The sequence below is a fragment of the Leptothoe sp. EHU-05/26/07-4 genome (assembly GCF_043421015.1).
In the GTDB taxonomy this organism is placed as follows: Bacteria; Cyanobacteriota; Cyanobacteriia; order Phormidesmidales; family Phormidesmidaceae; genus Leptothoe; species Leptothoe turfae.
Map to the genome: position 1 here is coordinate 513,545 of NZ_JAXSQV010000006.1, position 23,401 is coordinate 536,945.

18 protein-coding genes are annotated in these 23,401 nt (G+C 46.7%); 8 read left to right on the plus strand and 10 right to left on the minus strand.

Annotated elements, in window-relative coordinates:
• Window positions 1–696 precede the first annotated feature (696 nt).
• The 7 genes from U2F10_RS24325 to U2F10_RS24355 form a co-directional block, all read right to left on the minus strand.
• On the minus strand, window positions 697–4,536 hold the full coding sequence (locus U2F10_RS24325) for an NB-ARC domain-containing protein (protein WP_499873521.1): 3,840 nt from the start codon (window positions 4,534–4,536) through the stop codon (window positions 697–699).
• Window positions 4,537–4,635: 99 nt separating this feature from the next.
• The gene (locus tag U2F10_RS24330; RefSeq protein WP_499873522.1) at window positions 4,636–5,271 is read right to left on the minus strand and encodes a toll/interleukin-1 receptor domain-containing protein; all 636 of its coding nucleotides are present in this window, start codon (window positions 5,269–5,271) and stop codon (window positions 4,636–4,638) included.
• A gap of 465 nt (window positions 5,272–5,736) precedes the next feature.
• A complete protein-coding gene (locus tag U2F10_RS24335) occupies window positions 5,737–6,969 on the minus strand; it encodes an alpha-amylase C-terminal beta-sheet domain-containing protein (protein WP_499873523.1) in 1,233 nt (410 codons plus the stop codon).
• 144 nt (window positions 6,970–7,113) lie between these two features.
• Complete coding sequence (locus U2F10_RS24340; protein WP_499873524.1) at window positions 7,114–7,254, minus strand: hypothetical protein; 141 nt, start codon at window positions 7,252–7,254, stop codon at window positions 7,114–7,116.
• Window positions 7,255–7,261: 7 nt separating this feature from the next.
• Window positions 7,262–10,537, minus strand: a complete 3,276-nt coding sequence (locus U2F10_RS24345; RefSeq protein WP_499873525.1) for a two-partner secretion domain-containing protein — start codon at window positions 10,535–10,537, stop codon at window positions 7,262–7,264.
• A 981-nt stretch (window positions 10,538–11,518) separates the two neighbouring features.
• A complete protein-coding gene (locus U2F10_RS24350; RefSeq protein WP_499873526.1) occupies window positions 11,519–12,472 on the minus strand; it encodes a hypothetical protein in 954 nt (317 codons plus the stop codon).
• Window positions 12,469–12,738: a hypothetical protein gene (locus U2F10_RS24355; RefSeq protein ID WP_499873527.1), complete on the minus strand. Its 270-nt coding sequence runs from the start codon at window positions 12,736–12,738 to the stop codon at window positions 12,469–12,471. The genes U2F10_RS24350 and U2F10_RS24355 overlap by 4 nt, the downstream gene beginning before the upstream one ends.
• Before the next feature lie 223 nt (window positions 12,739–12,961).
• Here U2F10_RS24355 and U2F10_RS24360 point away from each other — a divergent pair, with 223 nt between their 5' ends.
• The 5 genes from U2F10_RS24360 (at window position 12,962) to U2F10_RS24380 (ending at window position 16,236) form a co-directional block, all read left to right on the plus strand.
• The gene (locus U2F10_RS24360) at window positions 12,962–13,582 is read left to right on the plus strand and encodes a hypothetical protein (protein WP_499873528.1); all 621 of its coding nucleotides are present in this window, start codon (window positions 12,962–12,964) and stop codon (window positions 13,580–13,582) included.
• A 103-nt stretch (window positions 13,583–13,685) separates the two neighbouring features.
• Window positions 13,686–13,955: a hypothetical protein gene (locus tag U2F10_RS24365; protein WP_499873529.1), complete on the plus strand. Its 270-nt coding sequence runs from the start codon at window positions 13,686–13,688 to the stop codon at window positions 13,953–13,955.
• Between the two features lie 276 nt (window positions 13,956–14,231).
• Window positions 14,232–14,567: a hypothetical protein gene (locus tag U2F10_RS24370; protein WP_499873530.1), complete on the plus strand. Its 336-nt coding sequence runs from the start codon at window positions 14,232–14,234 to the stop codon at window positions 14,565–14,567.
• Between the two features lie 48 nt (window positions 14,568–14,615).
• Window positions 14,616–14,960, plus strand: a complete 345-nt coding sequence (locus U2F10_RS24375) for a hypothetical protein (RefSeq protein ID WP_499873531.1) — start codon at window positions 14,616–14,618, stop codon at window positions 14,958–14,960.
• A gap of 121 nt (window positions 14,961–15,081) precedes the next feature.
• Window positions 15,082–16,236, plus strand: coding sequence for a pentapeptide repeat-containing protein (locus U2F10_RS24380; RefSeq protein WP_499873532.1), 1,155 nt, complete (start codon window positions 15,082–15,084; stop codon window positions 16,234–16,236).
• 130 nt (window positions 16,237–16,366) lie between these two features.
• On the opposite strand, the gene U2F10_RS24385 is transcribed toward U2F10_RS24380, so the two are convergent.
• Entirely contained in the window at window positions 16,367–17,386 is a 1,020-nt protein-coding gene (locus U2F10_RS24385; RefSeq protein WP_499873534.1) for a toll/interleukin-1 receptor domain-containing protein, read from the minus strand.
• Window positions 17,387–17,595: 209 nt separating this feature from the next.
• On the opposite strand from U2F10_RS24385, the gene U2F10_RS24390 reads away from it, so the two are divergent.
• The gene (locus U2F10_RS24390; RefSeq protein WP_499873535.1) at window positions 17,596–19,491 is read left to right on the plus strand and encodes a 3'-5' exonuclease; all 1,896 of its coding nucleotides are present in this window, start codon (window positions 17,596–17,598) and stop codon (window positions 19,489–19,491) included.
• Here U2F10_RS24390 and U2F10_RS24395 read toward each other — a convergent pair.
• Window positions 19,484–19,720 (minus strand): hypothetical protein, encoded by a 237-nt coding sequence (locus tag U2F10_RS24395; protein ID WP_499873536.1) that lies wholly within the window; start codon window positions 19,718–19,720, stop codon window positions 19,484–19,486. The two genes, U2F10_RS24390 and U2F10_RS24395, sit on opposite strands and share 8 nt — an antisense overlap.
• Before the next feature lie 4 nt (window positions 19,721–19,724).
• The gene (locus U2F10_RS24400) at window positions 19,725–20,849 is read right to left on the minus strand and encodes a pentapeptide repeat-containing protein (RefSeq protein WP_499873537.1); all 1,125 of its coding nucleotides are present in this window, start codon (window positions 20,847–20,849) and stop codon (window positions 19,725–19,727) included.
• Window positions 20,850–21,012: 163 nt separating this feature from the next.
• Here U2F10_RS24400 and U2F10_RS24405 point away from each other — a divergent pair, with 163 nt between their 5' ends.
• Complete coding sequence (locus U2F10_RS24405; RefSeq protein WP_499873538.1) at window positions 21,013–21,165, plus strand: hypothetical protein; 153 nt, start codon at window positions 21,013–21,015, stop codon at window positions 21,163–21,165.
• Window positions 21,162–23,255 carry an NACHT domain-containing protein gene (locus tag U2F10_RS24410; RefSeq protein WP_499873539.1) on the plus strand — a complete coding sequence of 698 codons (2,094 nt, stop codon included), beginning with the start codon at window positions 21,162–21,164 and terminating at the stop codon, window positions 23,253–23,255. Before U2F10_RS24405 ends, U2F10_RS24410 begins: the two co-directional genes overlap by 4 nt.
• Window positions 23,256–23,401 lie beyond the last annotated feature (146 nt).

Sequence of the window (23,401 nt, forward strand, 5' to 3'; positions counted from 1 at the left end):
AAGAGGGATTCCAGCCCATTGATATCGGTTTAATATCGGTGTTTTGTTCTTATGCGTGTGGTGGACACGATTCTAGAGCCATGGGGTGACCGTGTTTCAAAAAAGGAGTATTTTCAGCCATTCTACCCAGCAAGAAAAAATTTGACATTCTGAGATGAGAAGGCCCCTTTATTTGAACTGGGGGGTGGGTGGGCCTAGGGGGTGAGGGTGAGTGAGGTGAGCGGATGAACTAGGAGGTGGCCCAGGTGGAGATGGTCTGGAGTGAACCAAGAGATTAGGGTGGAGTGTCTCCAACCTCGTTCGCACGAGAACGAGGTTGCGGGTATCCCCAAGGGCACAGGATCTGGGGTATCCCCCCTGTGGTTCATCCACTGGGATGTCCAGCTGTGGTTCATCGACGAAAACTTACCCCGCCGTTTCTACAGACACCTAGTCATGTTTGAACAGAGGGGGTGGGGAGAATGGAAGGTGTGGCTAACGGTCCAGGAGGTACGGAAAGGACCGGGAGAGATGTGGAGTGTTGTTAAGGGTCAAGCTTTTGTTGGGGCTACGGGATCTAGGGGCAGCCTTCAAGGGGGACAACTGTAATCTCGCCTCAATTCAGGAAGATGACCAGGCCATATCCTAGCCGTATCTTCCCTTCGCTCCAACAAAATAACGCGAAGAATAATGGGCTCCTAATTCAGAAACGTCGTCTCATGGCCATTGACGGCAAACGTCTCGCATTGCCTCGACGACTAAGTTCAAGACAGTTTTGTCTCCTCCAGATAAGCTAATCATAGCTGGGGCCAGGTTGGGGATATCCTCAAGGAAGGACTTGCGATCTCGATGAGATAGTGTATGCAATACCTCTTGCCAAACAGTAAAGTCAGTTTCAATTATTGTGAGCTTAGGTAGTAACTCACTCAGGGCCTCGACTTGGGTAAATTCATCCTGCATCAAGCAGACTATATTAAATGCCTCATGTAACAAAGACTCCGGTAGATTTTCGACTAATGCACTCAAGACTTTGACTAGGGAATGCTCAGATTCCATTGAGCGTGCTCGTGCCAATTCCTTGCTCATCTCTGTTTCTGACATATACGGAGATGTCATACTCAAAGCAATGGCTCGTTCATTCTCATACTCCATTGAGCGTATTAATATCAGGACCTCGTTTACCAGTTCTGGCAGATACGGGGCTAAGCCAATCATTGCGTTGATACGCCATAACTCACCATCTATCGAGCGGGCCAGTAGCAGGACCTCGTTCACCAACTCTGGCTGATACGGAACTAACGCACTAAGGGCGTTAGCCCGGTCAGAATCATTTTTAATAGAATAAGCAAGGTTCAAAGCTTCGTTCATTTGAGACTTCGACAGATACGGAGCTAGCTTATGCAGGGCAATGGCTCGGGCATACCCGTACTGAATCGAGTGGGCTATGGTCAAGGCCTTACTCATCTGAAAATTTGACAGATATGGAGCTATCATACTTAGAGCATTGGCCCAATCCAAATCATTCGTTTGCCTATCCAGGCGATTGAGTAGATCCGCCTCATACTTCATCGAAAGTAAGAGTGATAAGACTTCATTCACCAACTCTGGCTGATACGGGACTAGCGCACTAAGGGCTTTGGCCCGGTCAGAGTCCTTCTGAATGGAGCGGGTTACAGTTAGAGCCTCGCTTACTAGCTCTGGCAGATAAGTTGCAATAGCACTTAAGGCATTGGCCCGGTCAGGCTCATCTTTTATTAAGCGTGCTAATGCTAATGCCTGACTCAGTTGAGTTTCTGATAGATATTGAGCTAGCTCTCTTATAGCACTGTAACGTTCAGACTCATTATGTAGTGAGCGTGCTAATGCTAATGCCTGACTCAGTTGAGTTTCTGATAGATATTGAGCTAGCTCTCTTATAGCACTGTAACGTTCAGACTCATTATGTAGTGAGCGCGTCACCTCTAAAGCCTCACTCACTACTTCTGGTAGATATTTAGCTATCCCAATCAAAGCATAGGCCCGGTTAGACTCATCCTGGATCATACGTGCTAATGCTAATGCCTGGCTCAGTTGAGCTTCCGATAGATATGGAGCTAACTCTCTTATAGCGCTGACTCGGTCAAATTCATTCTGTATCGAGCGCGTCACCTCTAAAGCCTCACTCACTACTTCTGGTAGATATTTAGCTATCCCAATCAAAGCATAGGCCCGGTCAGACTCATCCTGGATCATACGTGCTAATGCTAATGCCTGGCTCAGTTGAGCTTCCGATAGATATGGAGCTAACTCTCTTATAGCGCTGACTCGGTCAAATTCATTCTGTATCGAGCGCGTCACCTCTAAAGCCTCACTCACTACTTCTGGTAGATATTTAGCTATCCCAATCAAAGCATAGGCCCGGTCAGACTCATCCTGGATCGAGCAGGCCATAGTCAACGCTTGACTTAGTTGAACCTCCGATAGATGTGGTACTAATGCACTCAGAACTTTGGCCCGGTCAGACTCATCCTGGATCGAGCAGGCCATAGTCAACGCTTGACTTAGTTGAACCTCCGATAGATGTGGTACTAATGCACTCAGGGTGCCAACCTGACTCCACTTAGATTGCATTGAGCAGGTCAGCTTCCATGCTGTGTTCAGTTGAGCTGCCGACAGATATGGAGCTAATGCTCTCAGGATTTCACCTTGATTCCACTCATCCTGACTCAAACATGCTGCTGCAAACGTTTCACTCACTAGCTGTTGCAGATATTTGACTAGACCACTCAAGGCGTCAGTCCTATTAGACTCAGACTGCATTGAACAAGCCATAGTTAATGCTTTGCTCAGTTGTGACTTTGGGCAAGACGAGGCTATTTCACTTATGACTTTAAGCTGAATCTGCTGAGGCTGAAGAGAACAGATAAGATTCCAGAACTCACTTATCTGCGCCTTGGATAGATATGGCAATAATTTTATAAGGTTGCGGGATTTATACTGAATCTGTTGAGGCCGAAGGGAATAAACAAGATCCCAGAACTCACTTATCTGTGCCTTAGATAGATATGGCAATAGTTCTGTAAGGCTGTCAACGCGCTGCCATGGGTTCATATGTTTCACATACGTTAAACCTTGGGCAGGTTGCCAAACCCCTTCTTGTATAAAAAGTGCGATTAATGCAGGTGAAAGATTCTGTGACAGACTATTGAGAGATGTCGTAATCAGGGCATAACGACATTGCAGCGCAATCGACTCAGTCGCATTCTGGTCATAGAGTCCCTCAGCTGCCTGCCATGCCCGAGCAACATCGGTAACGAAACTGGCTGTTTGTCCCAGCTTCTCGCATGCTTCATACCAACCATTGCGACCATCTGGCGTCGATTCTTTCAGCAGCTGATGCATCAATTCCGGTTGACCAGCCTGCTCAAAATGCCAAGCCAAATGACTGTGGATGTAGCCATCTGCTGGAACTGTATGCCACAAATCATTTTGGGTCTGAACACGATAGCGCTCAAGGAATTGGGAATGAGCCTCTTCAACCGTGAGCCCTAGACCTGGTAAATCACCTAAATATTGTTCATGGGTTAGCAAGTTTTTGGCCAGGTCATGAACTAAATCATGGATGCGATAAGTCGGTTTCTCTCCAGACCTTTGAGCTTGAGACAAGAGCAGCGCCCGATTTTTGAACTCTCGCAACAACTTACTCGCCTGCACGGGGGACACCCCCCACAACGTGGCTGCCATCGGTTGAGTAAGAGAGACATCCTCAGGAACAATGCCCAACCAGGCAAATTGCTTTAATTGTTCTCGGGAAAGTAGCTTAAGCGTGAGCTTGAAAGAGGCCACCAAACTGCGGCGTTTCTGAATAGCTTCATTGCTCAAGGATGCTACATCACTATCAATATCCAGCGCTTCGGGATGCGCCATTTCTGATTGAAAGGCTGTCAACAGCTCATCCCAGGTCACTCCATCCTTAATCTGAGCCGCCGCTAATTCTAGAGCCAGCGGTAAATAGCCTACTTCTTTGGCAAAGGTCACCGCAGATGATTTCTCTGCGTCAGATAACGATGTAGGTAAACACCGAGTAAGCAGCTCCAATGACTGCTGTGGTGTCATCAAATCCAGGTCGTAGCGTTCTGAATCAATAATCTTGGTTTGCCGAGTCGTCACGAGCACATGACAACCCACACCTCTAATACGAAAGGGTTCCACATGCTCGGGATGCCATACATCATCAATGACTAGCAGTGCTTTCTTATCTGCCAGTAACGTTCGCAAATGCAATGATGCTGCCTGTAGCGTGGTGGGATTGTAGTCATTGTCCCCCAGCTGGCGAATCCATAGGTTCACCATTGAGAGCATATCCGGCTGCTGGCCCAGGGTCACCCACAGCACTCCATCAGGGAATTGCTGTTGAATCTCACCATTCTGAACCAGGGCTGCAGCTAAAACCGATTTGCCAATGCCCCCCATGCCATAGATGGCACTGATTACCAATGTGCCAGGTGTGCTCTCATCCAGCAGCATGGCCTTAATCGCTTCGAAATGCTCAGGCCGTTGGACATAGTGTCGAGGCAAGGGCGGAGCCTGAAATGGCGCACCGGGGTTCAGTGTTGTTGGATATGGATTGCTATAGGGCAGGTTGAAATTTGTCGAGTCTGCTCTCGACGACTCCAGCTAATTTGTTGTGATGTTGATAGTACTGCCGCTGATGTTGCCAGTGAGCACGGGTGCTTTGGGATCGTTAATCTGAACGCCGGACCCGCCACGGATATTCTGGACATTCTTGCCCAAGCTCTCATCAATACTACTGTTCAGAGCAATATCGTCCAGCCCCAGGTGACTTTGGATATCTGCGATGAGACGGTTCACATCATCATCGAAGCGGGGGTCGTTGCCAACTTCACAAAACTGATAACGAGTGAGTTGTTGCAATGATGCTGGCAGTTCAGACGCAGCGGGCATCTTAGCCCCTTCAATTAAAACGGGAATGACAGGAATTTCACGTTTAAGTGCCGCCTCCACTTCAATCCTGACCCAGTCCTCGGGATGATCCAGGCGACGAGTGCCATCTGCATTGGTCACCGTTAACCAGGTCTTACCGATGATCACTAGGATCAGCTGACACTGACTCACAGCTTTATCGAGTCGCTTAGCAAAGTCAGTCCCACCCAGGATACTACTGGCATCCTTAAAGACGGCATCATCACCGAATGCGGTCTTTAATCGATCATAAATGCGCTCTGTCGTTGAGCGACTGTCAGCTCTGCGATAGGAAATGAAAATCGGCTCTGAGACTGCTGAATCCGGCATATTCCAGGGAGCATGAAAGAATATCTATCCCTGTTATCACCTGACTTGAGCAGATTCAGCAAGGCGTCTTGATGATTTGTAAGCCTTAAAGCCTGAAAAAAAGCCCCTGTGGAGTCATAAGGCATCACAAGGGCCTGATTTTAGATATTCTTTCAGTAGCCTATGGAAACCCATAAGGCTACTAGCCAATAGTATGGCTTACTCGATTGGTTCTAAGTCGAGCAGGCATATAATCTTCATTTCTCAGTGCAGAGGGCGATAAATATTGAGATGACTATGCTGAGTAGTACAAATTAATTTCAGCGCTGAGTCTAATTGACGAAATGGTATTTCGTTTCTTGCCAGTAAGCATGTACTCAAAGCTGCAGGGCAGAGACCAAATTGTGGACCTGCACCGTTTGAGCGTAGTGCAGGTCTGACAGAAGCTCCTAAGCCAAGTTGGAAGCCAGCGTTACAGAACAGCCATCAAGACCAGAATCTTCCTCTATCTCCCCAAACAGCGTAATCAGGTCCAGAAATTAAGAGGTCTGCCCCTGGTCCTGTCTGCCACTTGCCTCCAGATGGTTGCCAGCTACCAGGACCAATTTTCATTGCGATTTCGCCTTCATCCCCCTGGACATACGCAGCATACACCAGGCCCTCTTGAGCAGCAGCAATGTATAGCTTACTTTCTGAGTGAACACGATATCTTTTCCGAATTTCAATGAGTCGTCTAATTTCGGCCTCATGCAACGGGCCTGAATCATAGATATCTCCCCAAAAAACACAGGGAATACCAGGATGCGTCAGGATATACGCATATCCCTGAACCATTTGACTTCTACCGGGAAAGTAAGGAGCATACTCACTATTTCTCACATCTTCAGTGTCGTGATTTTCGATAAACGTGACGGCCTTATCTGACCATAAGCCGATTACCCCTGGTGCCCGGTCACCATACTTGAGATAGTGAAACTTCCTTTTTGTAATCGCTTCATATAGAACGTTTCTAAGAGGAAAGTCAAAAGCTGTTGAACGAAAAGCCGGATTAGGATGCGTTGAATCAATCCAACCGACTACTTTTTGAGGATCGTAGTCAAAATATTCACCAACGCTGAATTCAGTTTCTACTCGCTCGTTATATAGTTCAACAGCCCAACCTGCAAATCCTTTTACAAGATCATATCTCCACCCCTTAAACCCTGTAACATCTTTACCGTCTGTAGTATCTAGATCTTTTAGAGAATTCATCCAAGTGATGATCCCATTTTGAGTTTCAGGATTGCGATGATCTAAATCCCGTGCAGGGCCATAGCTTTCACCAGAGTCAAGGTTAAATGACTTTCTACCGGTGTATTCATCATTCGCAGTAATAGTAAACCTAGACCAATCAGGGTCTTTAAAGTCTGCAGGACCTGTAGTACCAACACGATGATTAACAACAATATCAGCAATCACCTTTACTGAACCGAGGGCTGCGATCGCCTCTTTCAGCTCAGACTTAGTCCCATACCTGCTATCAAGTACATCTAGCTTTCTGGGCAAGTACCCTTCATAGGCCAGAGAATCCGATGGAGGAGGGAACCAAACTAAAGTAAATCCAGAATCTTTAATTCTCTGAGCATTTTCTTTGATGATTGCGTACCATGAGCGACCTATTCGATCTTTAACACTCTGCGCTTGCCAATGAAAACCTTGTAGCATGATGTCGTATTGCATGGTTGATATATGTTTATTTCCCTAAGTTTTTTATTCCTTCAATATAAAATGGACGCAAAAATAGAAAAGTATTCTTTGAAACTTTTGTTTGGCTTTGATATCGAGTGATAATCGGCTCAATAACTAACAAGAGGTCAGGGCAACTTATGAGTCGCCAGATGGTGGCAACTGTACTTGCTCGAAGGGAATGCCCAGCTTCTTAGTTAGCTCGGTGACGTTGCTAGTGAAAATGGTGTGGTTGCCGAGGGTGGTGTTAACCTCGCTGGCATTGGAGAATTCTCTCATATAATCCTCAACAGCCACGACTTAGCACCAGCCGACCATCTGCTAGCTGATAGAACCTTTCAGGTTCTTGGATAGACTGAACTTCGCTCACGCCAGGGATAGGTTGAACTATACCAGTATGATATGCCGCAGCTGCCTCGCTCGGTTGTTGAGGTAGATCTTCGCCGCCTGTGATAACAAATGCTCCTTCTGTGTCATTAGCTCGGACAATGCAGCTAGTAGCCGTCAGGGTTTCGGTACTGACTAAATCATCAGAAAGTTCATTAAGGCTGTTTTCAATAAAGTTGACATCAGGGATAGTAATGATGCCAGAAGCTATGCGACCTGTGGCATTGATGTCAACGCGACCATTGTTATCTAAAGTATTAACAGGGTCATTGTTTGAAGCTTCAGGGTCAAAGTTTTCACCAAAAAAGGCCGAAGTGTTGAGGGTAATATTGCCACCTTGACCATCTTGAGCGAAGGCAAGAATATCACTATCATCAAAAGCAAGAATAGAGCTAGCTGTAAGCAGGATATCGCCGCCGCCACCTTCACCACTCTCAACAGAAGTCTTAATGTCGCTGTCACCAGAGAGACGAATATTCTCTGCATTTATGTTAATGGCTCCTCCAGATGCTTCTTCAGCTGAGGTTGTAATATCTCCATTTGTTAAGTTAATCACTCCGTTAACTCGAAGTGTAATCATACCTGTGTCACCTTGGCCTAGACTTTGAGCTGATATAATGGCTAAATCAGCTACAGTGAGCTGCTCAGTATTAAGGGTCAAGTTGCCAGCTTCACCCCTTCCTTCAGTTTGTGTGAATATTCCACTGGAGACTGAAGTTCCATTAGGTTGAGGCCCAGATCCAATCAATTGGACTGAATCAGATGCATCAACTCTTAATTGACCGCCGGAACCCGCATTGAATGTTGAAGTTGTAATTCTCGCTCCTTCCAGAACCCGCAGATGATCAGTCTCAATAGTGATATTTCCAGCACTACCACTGTCTGTTGGAGAGACTTCATCCACCAAACTATTGGTGGCAAAGCCTCCGGTTTGAGTTGTTATCGAGCTTGAGGATTGGAAAGTAACCGATGTTCCAGTGACTTCTAGATCACTAGTACGAATGAATATATCCCCACCATTCCCAAGCCCTGCAGTGGCAGCTCCAAGTTGAGCTCCTCCTGAAATTGTTATTGTTTCCGAATTAATATTTAACTCTCCACCGTCTCCTCTTCCTATCGTATCTGCTGATATTGAAGTGGAATCTTTCACAAGCAATTGTCCTGTAATAATTTCAATATTACCTGCATCACCCGCATCATTCTCTAAACTACTCGTTTGGGTGACGAGTCCACCCCCTGTCAATAATCCTTCAAAGGCAGGATTATCGATGCCTTCCCCACCCATGATTTGTATAGAATCCGTAGCAGATACTATCAAGTCACCACCCTCTCCCACATCGCTAGTACTTGATGTAACTAGGGCTCCATCTTGAATTAAGAGTTTCTTCGTTGATAGCGCCAGATTCCCTGCACGCCCTGCTCCAAAGGTGGCTGTTGCTATACCACTCGTTAAACCATCTGTAGATACCCCTGATATTTCTATCGAGTCATCTCCAGTAACTGTAATATTGCCCCCCGGTATATTGCCTTCAGTCCCTGAGCTAATACGCCCTCCCCTGATTAAATTGACCTGATTTCCTTGAATTTGAATTTCTCCACCACCATTACCAAAAGCATCTATAAAAGTACCGTCTACAAGTGAAATTACTCCATTAGCAATAAGGGTTATATTACCTGCATTAGCAATATCAGATGTAGTAGAAATGAAATCATCATTAAGCGCAATGTTTCCTCTTGAATCGAGAATCACTAGACTGCCATCACCACCAAAGCCACGAGCGTCTATGCCACCAGAACTAGTAGTAGTGATATCTCCACTCGTTAAGGATTGGTTTGGTTCAAACTGATTTGTTAAAAAAACAGTTCCATCAGGAGGATTTATAACAATTCTATCAAAAGCTATGCCCGAGCCAGTTATGTTCAGATCATTGTTAGGGGGCGGTACTAAAGAAAAAGAAGAGTCAAAAAACGCTCCAAATATATTGCCAATGGTTCCGAGTGGGGCTCCAACTACATCAGGCCTCATTCCTGCCCTTATATCGAGGGTCGGTTGCGCACTTCCATCGATAACAAAAGATGTTCCGTTCGATAGAGTGACATTGGCAAGAGCAGGAGTATCTATTGGATTTAAAGTTTCTCCTGTAATATCTTCACCCGTAATCACGACAACGCCAATATCTACCTGTCCTCCAGCTAGGATATGAAGAGAGGCTCCTTGATAGGCAAAAAAGCTAACATCTCCTTGTGATCGAATAATTGGATCATAGGGACTATGTAAGCTACCCAAACCACCATTCAATTGCTCGATTTGGAAAGAGCCACCGCTCCAATAATGAGTATCTCCACCCACTGGATTCACTGATCGCAACACCATATCCCCATAGGAATATAGCCCACTCTCTGGATGGCTTAACGCCACAATATCCACCTGCTTGTTTCCCTGTACTAGCAGGTCTCCCCCGGAAAATGCAATAAAGGGTGAGTCTATGGCATCGCGAATCTGGACTTCATCGGTTGCTAGTAGTGTGAGATCGCTACCCGCCGCAAGCTGACCTTTCAAATCCAGTTGACTTGCAGCCAGGGTCAGATTTTCCTCAGCGACCAGTTTACCTTGGTTTTGAATAGTGCCTGAAGTATCAGTCAAATAATTTTCAAATAAGATGCTGGGATTTACTGATAGCAGTTGACTTTGGGCGGGTTCTGTCGCACTAAAGATACCAGTTCCCAGAGCGATCTCATCCGTCGTCGTCGCGTAAAATGAGCCCTCAATATCGAGACTGGCATTTTCTCCAAAAACAATCCCGTTAGGATTCAGTAAAAACAGATCTGCCGAACCATCTACTCCAAGCAGTCCGAAAATATTTGACGGACTATCCCCAGTTACACGACTCATAATTGATTCAATGCCAAGGGGGTTAGCAAAATAAACCCGCTGCGTTTCAGCGACATTGAAGTCACTGAAACTGTGAAACAGATTACCTCCGCGAATAGCACCGCCCTCAATTAGAGAGGTATTGTTGCCACGGATTTGCAGATTCGGTGTTATTTGCGATGATTCCTCGCCAAGGGTCGTATCAGGAATAACCTGAGCACTACCGACAGGAGTGCTAATTAACGTCACCACTAGCCCCACCATTGAGACTTGGCTAAGCCCTACATGCTGCCCTAATCCCATAGCGACTCTCCCCTAAGAATATTCTCGGCAGAATTAGCCAAGGTTATACCACAAAGGAACGTAAGAGTTTAGTGCTCCTAGTAACTGTGACTTGCCAAACCTCTTGGATATTTTTACTTGTAGATTTTCTAGACCTCGCAGGAGAATACTAACCGGTATCAAATCATAAGGCTTTTCGAAGGCGAGCAAGCTGTTAAGTGGCAGCATTGACGTGAGCGTATCTACATGAATCTAGAAAATGTAACTTCTGATTTTTTCTCACTTTCACGCCCCCGCGATCTCAACCCGCAACTTCGCAACCTGTATCACTAACAGAACCAACCAGTACCACCTAAATCGCTACCCCTCTGATTAGACGGTACTGGGATTTGTATGCAGCGATCCGGCTTTGGTGCATGATTCAACCCTTGATTTACAAGGGTTTCAAGCCTTGGGAAGGCTAGAAATAGAGATTTTTACTAGATCTTGATCGCTGAAACCCTTGATACAACTGGATTTATTTATGCACCAAAGCCCAGCGATCCACTAAGTTTCATCTATAGCAACCCGGTTATTTTGATAGCCGGGGTTGTTTTATTGACAAATTGATAAGGATGATTCATCTTTAGCACCTTGGTACTACAAAAGCCCTGAGAATACTGAAAAAAAATATAGAGGGAAAAGTTAGAAGACTACACTCACGAAACCCTACCCACCCTATCTAGGTGAAGGGTAGCCCTTTTTAATCAAAGGGGGGGTGGGGCAAGGGCTGTGGGCAGAGGCTAACAGAGGATAGGAAGGGCTAGCAGGAGGGTAGCTGGATTTACCGGTTAGATCGATAGGGATGCTTAGGTGCTTGGTCAGCTCGATGATGTTGTTGATAAAGGCGGGGAAATTGCTAGAGGTGGTGTAGCTGGGCCTTCTTATTACCCCTGAATGATGGCCATGGCCAATAGCGAGGGTAGTTGAGATCGCTTAGCTTTTGGGACTTTGGTTGCCACTTTATGCCGCCACACCTCCCTCAAACAATTTCAGCACCCGCTCACTCCACTTAAGATGCTGATAACTAGTCGTATCCCCATACTGCCCAGTGGCCATAGTCATCATTGAGTAGGGCTTACCCGCCTGAGTTGGCAGATATTTTGGTTCACCCTTAGCAGGTTTATCAACCCTCGTCTGTAGGCCCATGGTGATCAGCTTCTCGTTGATCTTTCGCCCACTGAGCCCGCCCAAGCGTTCGCCTAACGTCGTAGGCGTCAGATAGACCCCATCAGTAGCAGTTGTGGCAGCTAGTAATTTCTGAGCAGGATTGAGAGCGTCTGCGATCTCTGGACAATAGATTTGAGCCGCAGAGATAGCAACTCCAACCTTTAAGCTTTTGTCTTGCTTAGGTGTTTGTCCTATCTCTAGGCCGTTAAGCAGTTCCAGGACAAATCCTGACATCTGTTTAGCGGCATCAACGGTATTGGTGGGTGTGGGAGTGGCTTGAGGCTTGGTTTTTGGTTGTACCTGAAGTGCTGCTGCTGTTGGAGGGAGTTGTGGTTTGGGTTCGTTGAGCTGTCGTGGAGCTTTGGATTTAATTTCCAAGAGGCCCTTCGCCGCATAACAAGCCGACCGGATACCCATGTCATTGAATTGATCACACACATACTCAGCCTGCTTTGTGCGATAACGTCCCGCCCGGTATGCGTAGTATTTAAGAATGGCCCCCAATGCTTGATCAGGAACGCCTTCTTTTGGGAATTGCTGTAGCGCAACACTATCAAACCCTTTATCCATAACCATCTTGGCCATTAGACTAGGCGCTAGCGCAACACTTCTCAGGCCTCTGCTGATAGACGCTGGCGTTACTCCAGCAAGACGAGCCGCGCCTCTGATGCTAACGATCGCTGCACCGTCGCTTTCACGGATTGCTATCTCGTCTGAAATATTTGTGAACTGGATTAGATCGCTCATAATTTCACCTCTTCATGCCTAACAACTTCAACTTGCGGCCAACGGATAACTAGCTCTCCGCCCATAGCCTTGATGACAGCTTCAACATTTTTGAATTGAGATGTGTTTGGGTTTTCAATAACTTTGGAGACAGAAGTGACAAGACTGCTAGGCGGTTTTGCCTTTTCGCCTAACTGCTCAACTCTTACTCGACTTGTCTCTTTGGCTAGACGGTACTCAGTCCATCCCAACGCCTCAAACCTGCTTCGAAGTACCGATTTATCCACAATTAGACCATTCACGCTACGCCTCCGATTATTTCACTGGAGCAAACATTACGCTATAAGCGTAGCGCGGCTAATTTGTATCGTCAAGATGATATAAAGCTAGACTTAATTATTGACTTTATATCACTGGAATGATACATTAATGTCATAGCAAAGCCCGATGTCTTGCCGTGGAAAGTTCGACACCGGGCTAAGCGACCCTAACCACTTAGCAATTAGAGCCATGCAAACTGTAACTCATAACCCTTCCGTCCCCTCCCCCTCCTCCTCACAACCCCTAGAATTCCGTCAAACCCACGACACCCAATACGTTATCTATCTCAACGATCTCAATCTGGGTGCGATCGCATTCAATATCACTGCCAACCGCTGGGAATACCGTCCCTTCTCCCGTCCTGTAAAAGCAACCGGCACACTGGAGCAATGCAAAGATGCGGCTCTGCTGGACCTGGCCCCCGAAGCGCTGCACCATCATAAGTACCTTCAGAGCACCCTCAGCGATCTGCCTCACCGATTTCACATCGAACATGATCCCGCGCTAGGGTATCGAGCCCACTTCACACCCCTTACCCCTACCCCTGAGCCTGGTACTGATGGCGCTACCCAATCCGTGGTTTACTCTACGTACTTTGCCACTGCCGAAGAAGCCCTCAATGCCCACCGGGACGCCTATATTGACGATGTAATTGCGTATCAAGCATTCAGAGCGTTGCTTGCGCTATCCGAGCGGTTTGATGGCGATGCGGTGATCAACGCGTTTGAGCTTCTGAAGCAGATAAACCCCTATGAGGATTACTATCTGGACGCCGCAGCCGGTCGAGTGCCACCCGTCTCAGCATTGTAAGGCGATCGGTGATTCCCCTGCATCTACCCTGCCCTTGCCGATCCTCTCTCTCCCGCTACTCCTCTCTCGATCATTCTCTTCACTTACGATCACGAACACCATCATGACACCCGCTACACCTGTGAATCCCAGCCCTGAAGCTCCTAGCATCAACATTCCGATCAGTTCTGTTAATCCTAATTCCCAGCTAAAAGCACTCATCATGGCCTTAGTCCACAGCTATGGACTCACGGCTGTTCTTGAAGCGCTGAGTGAAGGAATGTTTGGGCATTTCGATAACACTTTAGAAGAGAACGATATCTCTACCCCGATCCTAGAAGCTCTGGGCACGGCTCATACAGTCTCAAAATACGTGATGAAAGACCAGGGATAAGAAGCGTTCTGAGGATAACTCTTATCACGATAAGGATTGTAGTCATGACTAGGGTTATCCTCTGCCCTGGCTGAACTTCATAGTCATGACTACGAGGTTGAGAGTCTGAAAGTCTTGCTCTGAGGATAACTCTTATCACGATAAGAGTTATCCATGCCTTCTCTCTACAGGCTGAGATCTCAAAACCAAAGCCATTGCACTCACCTGCATCCACTCGTACTCCACTCGCACTCATCGCACTCCACAAAAAACCTGAAACCCGTCTTGGTAAAGCCCATGAAATCCACTAATCCGACTCCTTCCTCTTCCCCTTCCCCAGCTCCCATCTCTGCTCTCACGCTTGAGCCCGATCCAGCTTGGCAAGAATTCTCGCTCGAATGTTTCAAACGAAGCCTACCGGATTGGCTTCAGAACATGATCGATCAAGACTATTTCCATATTCGTACCGAGATCGATCATGAGGCGAGATCCTTTGTCTTCGTAGGCAACAAATACTTTTGCGCGGCGATCTCAGCCAGTATCGAAGCGTTTGGGCTCGCCTATCCAGATTGGGAGATCTCAACCTCCTGTATCCAGGGAGAGAATCAACGTAGTCATGACTATGGCGATTAGTAAGCAAGAAAAAGATCAAGGAGGTGTCACTGGAGAACCAACGTAGTCATGACTATGGTGATTAGCAAACAAAGAGAAAATGGGAAGAACAGGGAGAACGGCGAGAACGACGAGAACGGCGAGAAAGAGATCGCCGCCATCGCTGCCATGCAGGACCTGATCGCGAAATTCGGGTTTGCTCATGCGATCAATGCCCTGGACCAATGCATTCAGGGCAATCCCGATATCCAGAAATGGCACTATGACGGATTCAGCCCACTGCTCGAAATGGTAGCCGAGCATGAGGGTAAGGATGTGCAGAAGGAGATCTCAGTGCTGGGGTATCTGTTGGAGGATCGAGGTGATGAGAGTAGCGGCGATCTGCTAGCGGCCCATGACGAGGGAGCTTCTTGATAATCCAACGTATCAAGAACTAACTGAGGCTATCTTGGCCAAGGTAGCCTTTTGATTTAACCAATCTGGACAAATGTACTACTTTTAGGCCAAGCTGTTAGTGTTGAACAGGTAATTGGCAATGCACTGGTCATGGCAACGCCCAGATATTCCAAAACGCTATCAGTCTTGGTTGACCGTGAACCGTTGGTGGCTACAAACTACTGCTCTTGGAATAACTGCCTTAGTTATTACTGCAGCATTCAAAAGAAATAATTGGGCACCCTGGACCGGGTTTCAAGGCAAGGACTTGTGGGCTTGGCTTCAATTGTTAGGTGTTCCTTTAACATTGGCCATCTTAGGTTATCTCTTGCAGCAACAAGAGAAGAAACGCTCAAGAGAAGAAGCTAAAGATGAGATTCTAACAGCCTACATAGACCGAGTATCATTACTTTTAATTGATAAAAATCTATTAGGAATAGCTTCTAAAATTTATCCAATAGACGACGACGATGAGGATGAGCTATTCCCTGAGCACGAGAAACCAGTAGATATACCTGACTTAACGCTTGCAGAAAAAGAATTGTTTGTCTCGTCTATTGATGTCATTCGAGCTAGGACGCTAGCAATACTCAGGCAATTTGAGAACGATGAAGTAAGGAAAGCTAGTGTTCTTCGATTTTTGATTGAAACTAAGATTATTCAAAAGGCCAAGCTTTGTTTGAAAGGTGCTGATTTGAGTGGCATAGAGCTTTTGCAAGATGAAGCCGATCTCAATGGCATCAATCTCACTTACGCTAACCTGAGTGGAGTTAGCTTTCCAGCTGGGTTTATTTCAAATGCTAATTTGGCTAACGCTAACCTGAGAAAAGCGTATCTTCCTGGGGTTGCCTTTAAAGGGACAGAACTCACATGGGCTGATCTTAGTGATGCCTGCCTGCTTAGTACCTATTTCAAAAACGCTGAGCTACAGTTCGCTCTCCTCAGGAGAGCGAACTTGTCCCAAGCTTTTCTTACTAATGCTTGGCTCATGAAAGCTGATCTTAGAGGAGCGGATCTCAGCCAAGCTTTACTCAACGATGCTGATCTCAGTGGGACTGATCTTAGGGAAACTTCACTTGATCAGACGAGGCTTGACAACATCAAATTTGATGAGCATACAAAGTGGCCTGAGAATAATGAGGTAGCTAAAGCAATCAACTTACCCAAACAACTTCAACAAAAGCTTGGCGTCAAAGGATTGCTTATGAAGGTGGATCCTGCTGTAGAGGAAATGTATCGCCAAATCCCATTTTGAATGAGAGCTTGGAACGCTAATTATTGTGGCAATCGGTTTTGATAGTCGTCACTTGGCCATGGGGGTGATCGGGGAATGATAACGCAGTATCTACCGTTGTGGGAAGGGGTCCTGTCTGTTGAATCCTCCTCTACCCTTCAGCCACCAAAGACGCCTTCAAATCCCGAACTAACCGCTCGAAGCTTTTCTGATAGGCATCATGATCTTTCCACCGAGAAAAGTCACCAATATTGCGAGTGTTTTTGATCAACCGTGTCCAACCATCACCCGAATTCATCACAGCATCATCCAGCCGAACCGGAAAGAGAACAACTTGATTATCCTTTTCTCTTTCTTTCTCTAAGGCCGTTTCAACTTCTTGTTCTACCCATTGGCTGTTGACAGAGCTTTCCGAGAGAATCAACAGCAACTTATCATAGCGACGGATAGCTTCATCAATGCCTATGCGGATCTTAGCGCCGATCGGCAAATCTTCAGGCGCATACCAACAGCGAACGCCTTTATTTTGCAAGTCGGCATAAAGACGCTCGGCAAATTCCTGGTCTTTACTGGAATAGCTAATGAAACAGGAATAAAACTGGAGCGGTTGATTGAAGAGTGAGGGAATGTAGTCGATGTAGGTGTCGGGTAGGCCTACGCCACGGAGGAAGGTGAGGGGTAACGGACCAGACTTGGCTAGAGTACGATGGTCAATTGTGCTGGGGCTTAAGTGCTTGCATGTTTCTAGGCCCTTGACATTGCTTAAATCAAGATTAGCTAGGGCAGTAGCTCCGAAGTAGGCATTAATGAGGTTGACCCCATAGAGGTTGGCACGACGAAGGTAGGCATTAATGAGATCAGCACCACTCAGGTCAGCACCACTCAGGTCAGCACCACTCAGGTTCGCATGAACGAGATGGGATTCATGAAAATTGGCATAACGGATGTCGGCACTAATGAGGCTGGCCTCCGCAAGATTGGCTTTCATGAGGTTGGCTTCCATGAATTCAGCACCACTGAGGTTAGCCTCACGGAGGTCAACACCACTGAGGTTGGCACCACCGAGAGCAGCACTACGGAGGTTCGGAATAATACCAGGATTCTCCTCACGCCAACTATTCCAGGCTTCAACCCCCTGCTTTAGTATCTTCAGGTGCTCCTCATTGGCCACGCTGTTTCCCCCTCCCTTCCCTTCCCTCATCCACCCTCGCCACTATAGCGAACCACCATCTTAGACCTGCCTATTTACCTTAAGGCTGACTTTACAAGCCATGGTTCTATGAGGGTTCTTTGTTCTCCAGACTTGTAAAACGCTTACACTATGGTGCAAAGCCTTGATATTCTGAGAACCATACATAATCCCATGCAATCGATAGAACGATGGCCCTGATCATCCCTGACACCATCCCGTCGAAAGCCAGTCAGGGCGAGAAACTGCTATTCGATATTCTGAGTACGCAGCTGCCGGATGATTTCATCGTTTGGTACGAACCACAGGTTAACGACCTCTATCCCGATTTCATAATTATTGGCCCTGAGTTTGGGCTGCTGATTTTAGAAGTTAAAGGCTGGTATGCATCGCGGGTAGAGCAAGCTAATAGCGACTTTTTCAATATCCGATGGAAACGGGGTGATATTACCAAGGTCGAGTCGTACCAACACCCCTTAAAGCAAGGTCATGGCTACTTTGGCTCAGTGGCTGACAAGCTCAAAGGCTACCCAATCTTGTGTAACCCAGAGGGTAATTATCAAGGGCGTCTATGCTTTCCCGTGGGAGTCGGGGCAATCATGAGCAACATGACTGAAGCTCAATCCCGTGATGAGAATTTATACGTTCTGCTAGAACAACCAGCTGTTGCTTATCGGGACGAGTTACTTAGCTGGGCCGACATATCGAGCGCTGAGTTAACCCAGCGGCTCAAGGCCATGTTTACCAAAGCCGACTTTGCGTTTGCTCCCCTCACCTCAGACCAGATCGGCACGATCAAAGGAATTCTGCATCCTGAGACAGCGATCAAAGAGGTCCCAGCTAAGCAAACCAGCCTATCGTTTGAACCGGAGCAACCTTTGCCAACCACAGCCACCATATTGCTGAGTCTGGATGCAGAACAAGAACGCATGGCCCGCGAAATGAAAGGTGGTCACCGGCTTATATCGGGCGTTGCTGGGTCTGGCAAAACGTTAATTCTGACGGCTCGGGCTAAAGCGCTGGCAAACCGATTAACGCAGAATCGAATACTCATTCTATGTTTCAACATTACGCTGGCAGCTCAGTTGCGATCTCAACTCCACAGGGACACCCGCAACCCGCAGTACAAAGAACGTATCGAGGTTTTACACTTCCACAGTTGGGCTAAGTCAGTACTCAAGCATCTACCAAGATTCAAAGATTTCGCAGACAATGACGACTACAACGAGGCTTTAGGAGAACAGGTTCTGGCCAAGTTAAAAACCTTACCAGCAGAACAGCGCTGGGATTCGGTATTAGTCGATGAGGCCCATACCTTCTTTCAGAGCTGGTTTCCATGCTGTGTAGCAGCGCTGAAAGATCCAATAGATGGGGATTTACTGATCGTTAGTGATGGTAGCCAGAGCTTATACAAGAGAAGAAAATTCACCTGGAAAGCCGTTGGTATTAACGCTGTTGGAGCACGTTCAAAGCGCTTAGCCCAAAACTATCGAAATACCCAAGAGATTTTGACAGCGGCCTGGGATGTTTTACAAACCAATGGTAAAACCGATGCTGAGACGACGTTTCCAGCTGTAGAGCCTAGTGCAGCTCTACGTAACGGCCCTAAGCCAATAATCCGTAATACTCAGACTAAAACTGCAGCTGGAGCTGCCACGATCAAGCAGCTTAAAACCCTCTTAAACTCAGGTTACTCCCCATCAGATATCGCGATTCTGTATCGCTGGATATCTAAAAAAGAAGAAGATGCATTTAACTCTCTTTTAAGGCAACTACAGGAGCTAAACGTAGCTTACTACTGGGTGACTAAGAATAAAGAAACCAAGCGAGACTACGACATCAGTCAACCCGGTGTCAGGATTGTCACCACGCTCTCATCGTTGGGCTTAGAGTTTAAGGTGGTCCTATTGCTATGGCCTGAGCAGTTCTGGGACTGCCAGAGTCGTGATAGCGACCAAGCATCATTAGCCCAACGTCAGCTGTATGTTGCGATGACTAGGGCTCAGGATGAGCTGCATTTATTTGCAGGTAGGCCAGCCAAGTTTTTGAATGTTCTGGATACCTCTGGGAACTTTACTGTCAAATAGAATCATCCATCCATTCGCAGCGATCGCAATCCCAATGCACCCGTGGTGGCTGTGTCTGGAGGATAGGCATTTCACAATTCGGGCAACGTCCCGTGAAGATAGGGTGCCAGTCGAGTAGAGCGAGTTGTTGCTCCAGTGTGTAGCGGACGACCGGGCTGGGGATTGCTTCACCGTTGTAGGTTGCGGGATGAGTTTCGGGAGAGGATACGGGAGTGTCGTTGGGGTTCATGGGGCTAATCCCAGGTTTTCTTTCGCTTCCTATTAACCAAGGCTTCCGCGTCCTCAAGGTTGTTATTCCAACCTGGGTGGTTCTTGATTATAGCACTGGCTATCTGATCACAATCTCTATCTTTGCCGCCCTTAATTTTAATACTTTTAGGCAAGGGCGAGTTACAAAGAAGTGGTGGGTTATCGCTATTCAATGCTTGCTGACTAAGACTTCTTGTCTTACGTAAGTCTGTTGCCAAAAAAATCACACCTTCGAGATTGGCAGAAAACAGGTCAGCGTCCTGGAGATTAGCAGACCAAAAGGAGGCGTCTTGGAGATTGGCACGCCCCAAGTACGCACCTTGGAAATTGGCAAACCCCAAGTACGCACCTTGGAAATTGGTAGACTCCAAGTAAGCGTCTTGAAAATTAGCAGACCCGAGGTAAGCATCTTGGAGATTAGCCTTATCAAGATAAACTCCCTGAAAATCAATGTTTGTTAGGTCTAATCCTCGGAAATCAATGCCTGATAAATTTTGTTGCTTGAAACTGATAATTGATTCTGTACCGTCTCCTTGTGAGAAGGATAAACCAGAGGCCAGAAGAAAGGAGATAAGTTGCTGCTTTCTAGAAATATCTAGCTGCCTCAGAGCTGCAACGGTTCTCCCTTGTGCTAGAACGATGGCCCCTGGTTTCGGGGCATCTGACAAAAGACCTTGCTGAAATGTCAGTGTATCCAATTGATCAAAATACTCTTTTATCGTGGCATTCTGATTTGCTTCCCTCTGGAACTGACTAGAGATGATACTACCAGCACCAGCCAAGACTAAGGGAACGGCTAGAAGCTTTACCCATTCCAGTTTGGGTGCTGAAAAAAGGAGCCACCAAAAACTATCCCAGACTATAAACTTGAAAACCTTAAAAAAGGGCTTTTTCAGTTTGAGCAAAGGACGATTACTAGCAAAAAGCGTAGTCTGCCAGTCACTTTGCACTATCTTGGTTGCCGTTTCCCAGTCACTTTGAGCATCGCCTAATCGGTTGAGCAAGATCCGATTCTGGTATAGCTCATGGGCCACACGTTTAATATGCTCCCGCTGCTTTTCCACACGAATTTTCTGGGATTGTGCTCTACGCTTCCAGTTCCAAGGCATTGCTCATAATCCATTCAACTGATTACAGCTTGACCTAAAACATGGCCCCAAATTTGACAGCCTAGCTTACGAGACAAATCGAAAAGCATCGTCAGACATCCACATAGCCTCGCTGTATACTCCTGATAGCGCGGTTAACCGTTCCGTTATTTGCGTTATCCCCATGAGTAGACCTACCACTGGCCGAACCAATAAGCTTAGCCGAACCACCAAGCTTGTTAGAGTACCGATTCGCTTTGAGGCGCAAGTCAAAGCGTTGATTCAGAAACTGAAGGAAGAGGAAGCTCTGAAGAAAGCACGGCAAGGGCAGAAATGATGCTAGGGAATGGTGCAGCGGTTGCGATCGCACTTCTCTTAGCTTCGACTGAGCAATCCGACCCTGATCCGGTGTCCACGCTGCTTCAATGGCTAAAGGATCTGATGCCGCCTTGGCTATGGGCCGTGCTCTTTATAGGGGTGTTTACGTTCCTATTTGTCATTGATGTTGGCGATAAGCTTTCTGGTATTTTTGGCAGCCCTTTCCAACGTGCTCAGCCCTCCATAGACCAACTAGAGCGCACCCGCCAAAAGCTTCTGAACATTGTCAAAAAAGAAGTCAATCTTCGTCTGACGAACTCCTTACACAATCTAGTCAAGCTGGATCTCTACATGGAAGACCAGCGACAACGGGTAGGGAATCCTAAGTTTGAGCTGGTGCCTGAAGATCCACCCAAGGACCCTGAACCCAGCTTTCAAGCTGTCAACCGGGTACTACATCAAAAAGGGAATAAACCACCACTGGACTTAAAGCTCACCCAGAAAATCATTAGCGTTTTTGAGCGTCAAGATATTGCGGGAAAGCTCCTCATTCTGGGAGATCCAGGCTCAGGAAAAACAACGGAACTACTGCAACTGGCCAAGGACTTGGTTACTCGGGTTGAAGAAGATGATCAGCATCCAGTGCCCGTGATTTTAGAGTTATCGAGTTGGAATGGAGAACCGGTTGATAAGTGGGTGGTCAGTCAACTTAAAAAGTTCTACACCGTATCGGAAAGCATCACACAGCAATGGTTAGCAGGTAATCAGATACTGATGATGTTGGATGGTTTGGATGAGCTGGGTCTAACCAAACAAAGGCAATGTATTGAGCAAATCAACCAGTTTCTAGAAACAACGCGTGCATCGGAACTCGTTGTTTGTTGTCGTCGAGAAGAGTATGAAGTAGGCCAAATTGATTTGGATGGGTTGAATGGGGCTGTCTATTTAGAGGCTTTAAAGGAGGATCAGATTCGTCAATACTTTGAAGAGTTAAATCGATTAAGTCTTTGGGGAAATATCAGAGGGAATGCAGCTTTACTAGAGCTAGCCCAAAACCCTTTATTCTTGTTCATGCTGGTGGTGGCTTACCAAGGTAATCCAATTCGCAACGAGCAGGAATTGTTTGATGCTTATATCGAAAAACAGCTCCATAAACCTAGTAATCAAGGCACTTATGGGCTGGGTAAAGAGCCACACCCACAGCAAACTCGGCATTATCTTGCCTGGTTAGCAAAGCAACTTGAAAATATCCGTGAAACTGAGTTTTTGATTGAAAGCCTGCAACCTACATGGCTGTCTTCCCCTTTGCAAAGAAAGCATTATAGATTGACTTTAAGTCTAATTTACGGGCTGATGGGCTGGCTGCTCGCTAGCCCATTATGTGTATTCGTGTTGATGCTATCTCCCGAAAATGAGCCAATTGAGATAAGTATTATTGGAGGGCTATGTCTCGGATTGACGGTAGGTTGGGCCACAGGAGTGAAACGTTGGCAATCAACAATATTTATCCAACCGAGTGGGTACATTCGGTGGTCTCTCCACCAAGCAAGAGGAAGAAGACTAAATTTCTGGTTGATTTTGATGTTTAGTGTCCTGCTAATGCAGAGACTAGCAAATGGCTGGACTCCTACATTAATAATTCTATCAACAATCCAAATGCTGATTTTCGATTTACTTGGCGTCCTATTTCTGGGAACATACACTGTTCCGATCAAGGAAAAAAATATTCCAAATCAAGGCATCTTTAAAGGTCTTCGCAACACATTAGTTTTTGGGTTATTTTTCGGATTGGTTGTTGGACTTTTTTGGGGATTAATTGGCATATCAGCTGGCTTTTTTTTTGGGAGATCGCTTTTTGGATTGGCTGTTGGACTTTTTTTTGGATTAATTTTTGGTGGATTCTTCGGTGCAACGTTTGCAAGAGGAGATGCAGTTCTTCAACACCTCATCCTCCGCATCCTCCTCACCCACAACGGCGACACTCCCTGGAACTACGCCCGTTTCCTCGATCATGCCGTCAAACATCGATTCATCCAAAGAACGGGTGGTCGCTATCGCTTCGTGCATGACCTGCTACGGAAACACTTTGCAGCGATGCCTTTGGAGTAGGGGGTGTGGGCCGAGGGATGGGACGCGACACCACGATTGCCACGGGTTACCACAGGAGGTTGGTTCAGGGCTAGGGCTGCTTGCGATCGTTCGTCGTTGTCATGGGTTCCTGCGAGCGATCAACTCATAGCCTTAAGCAGGATAGG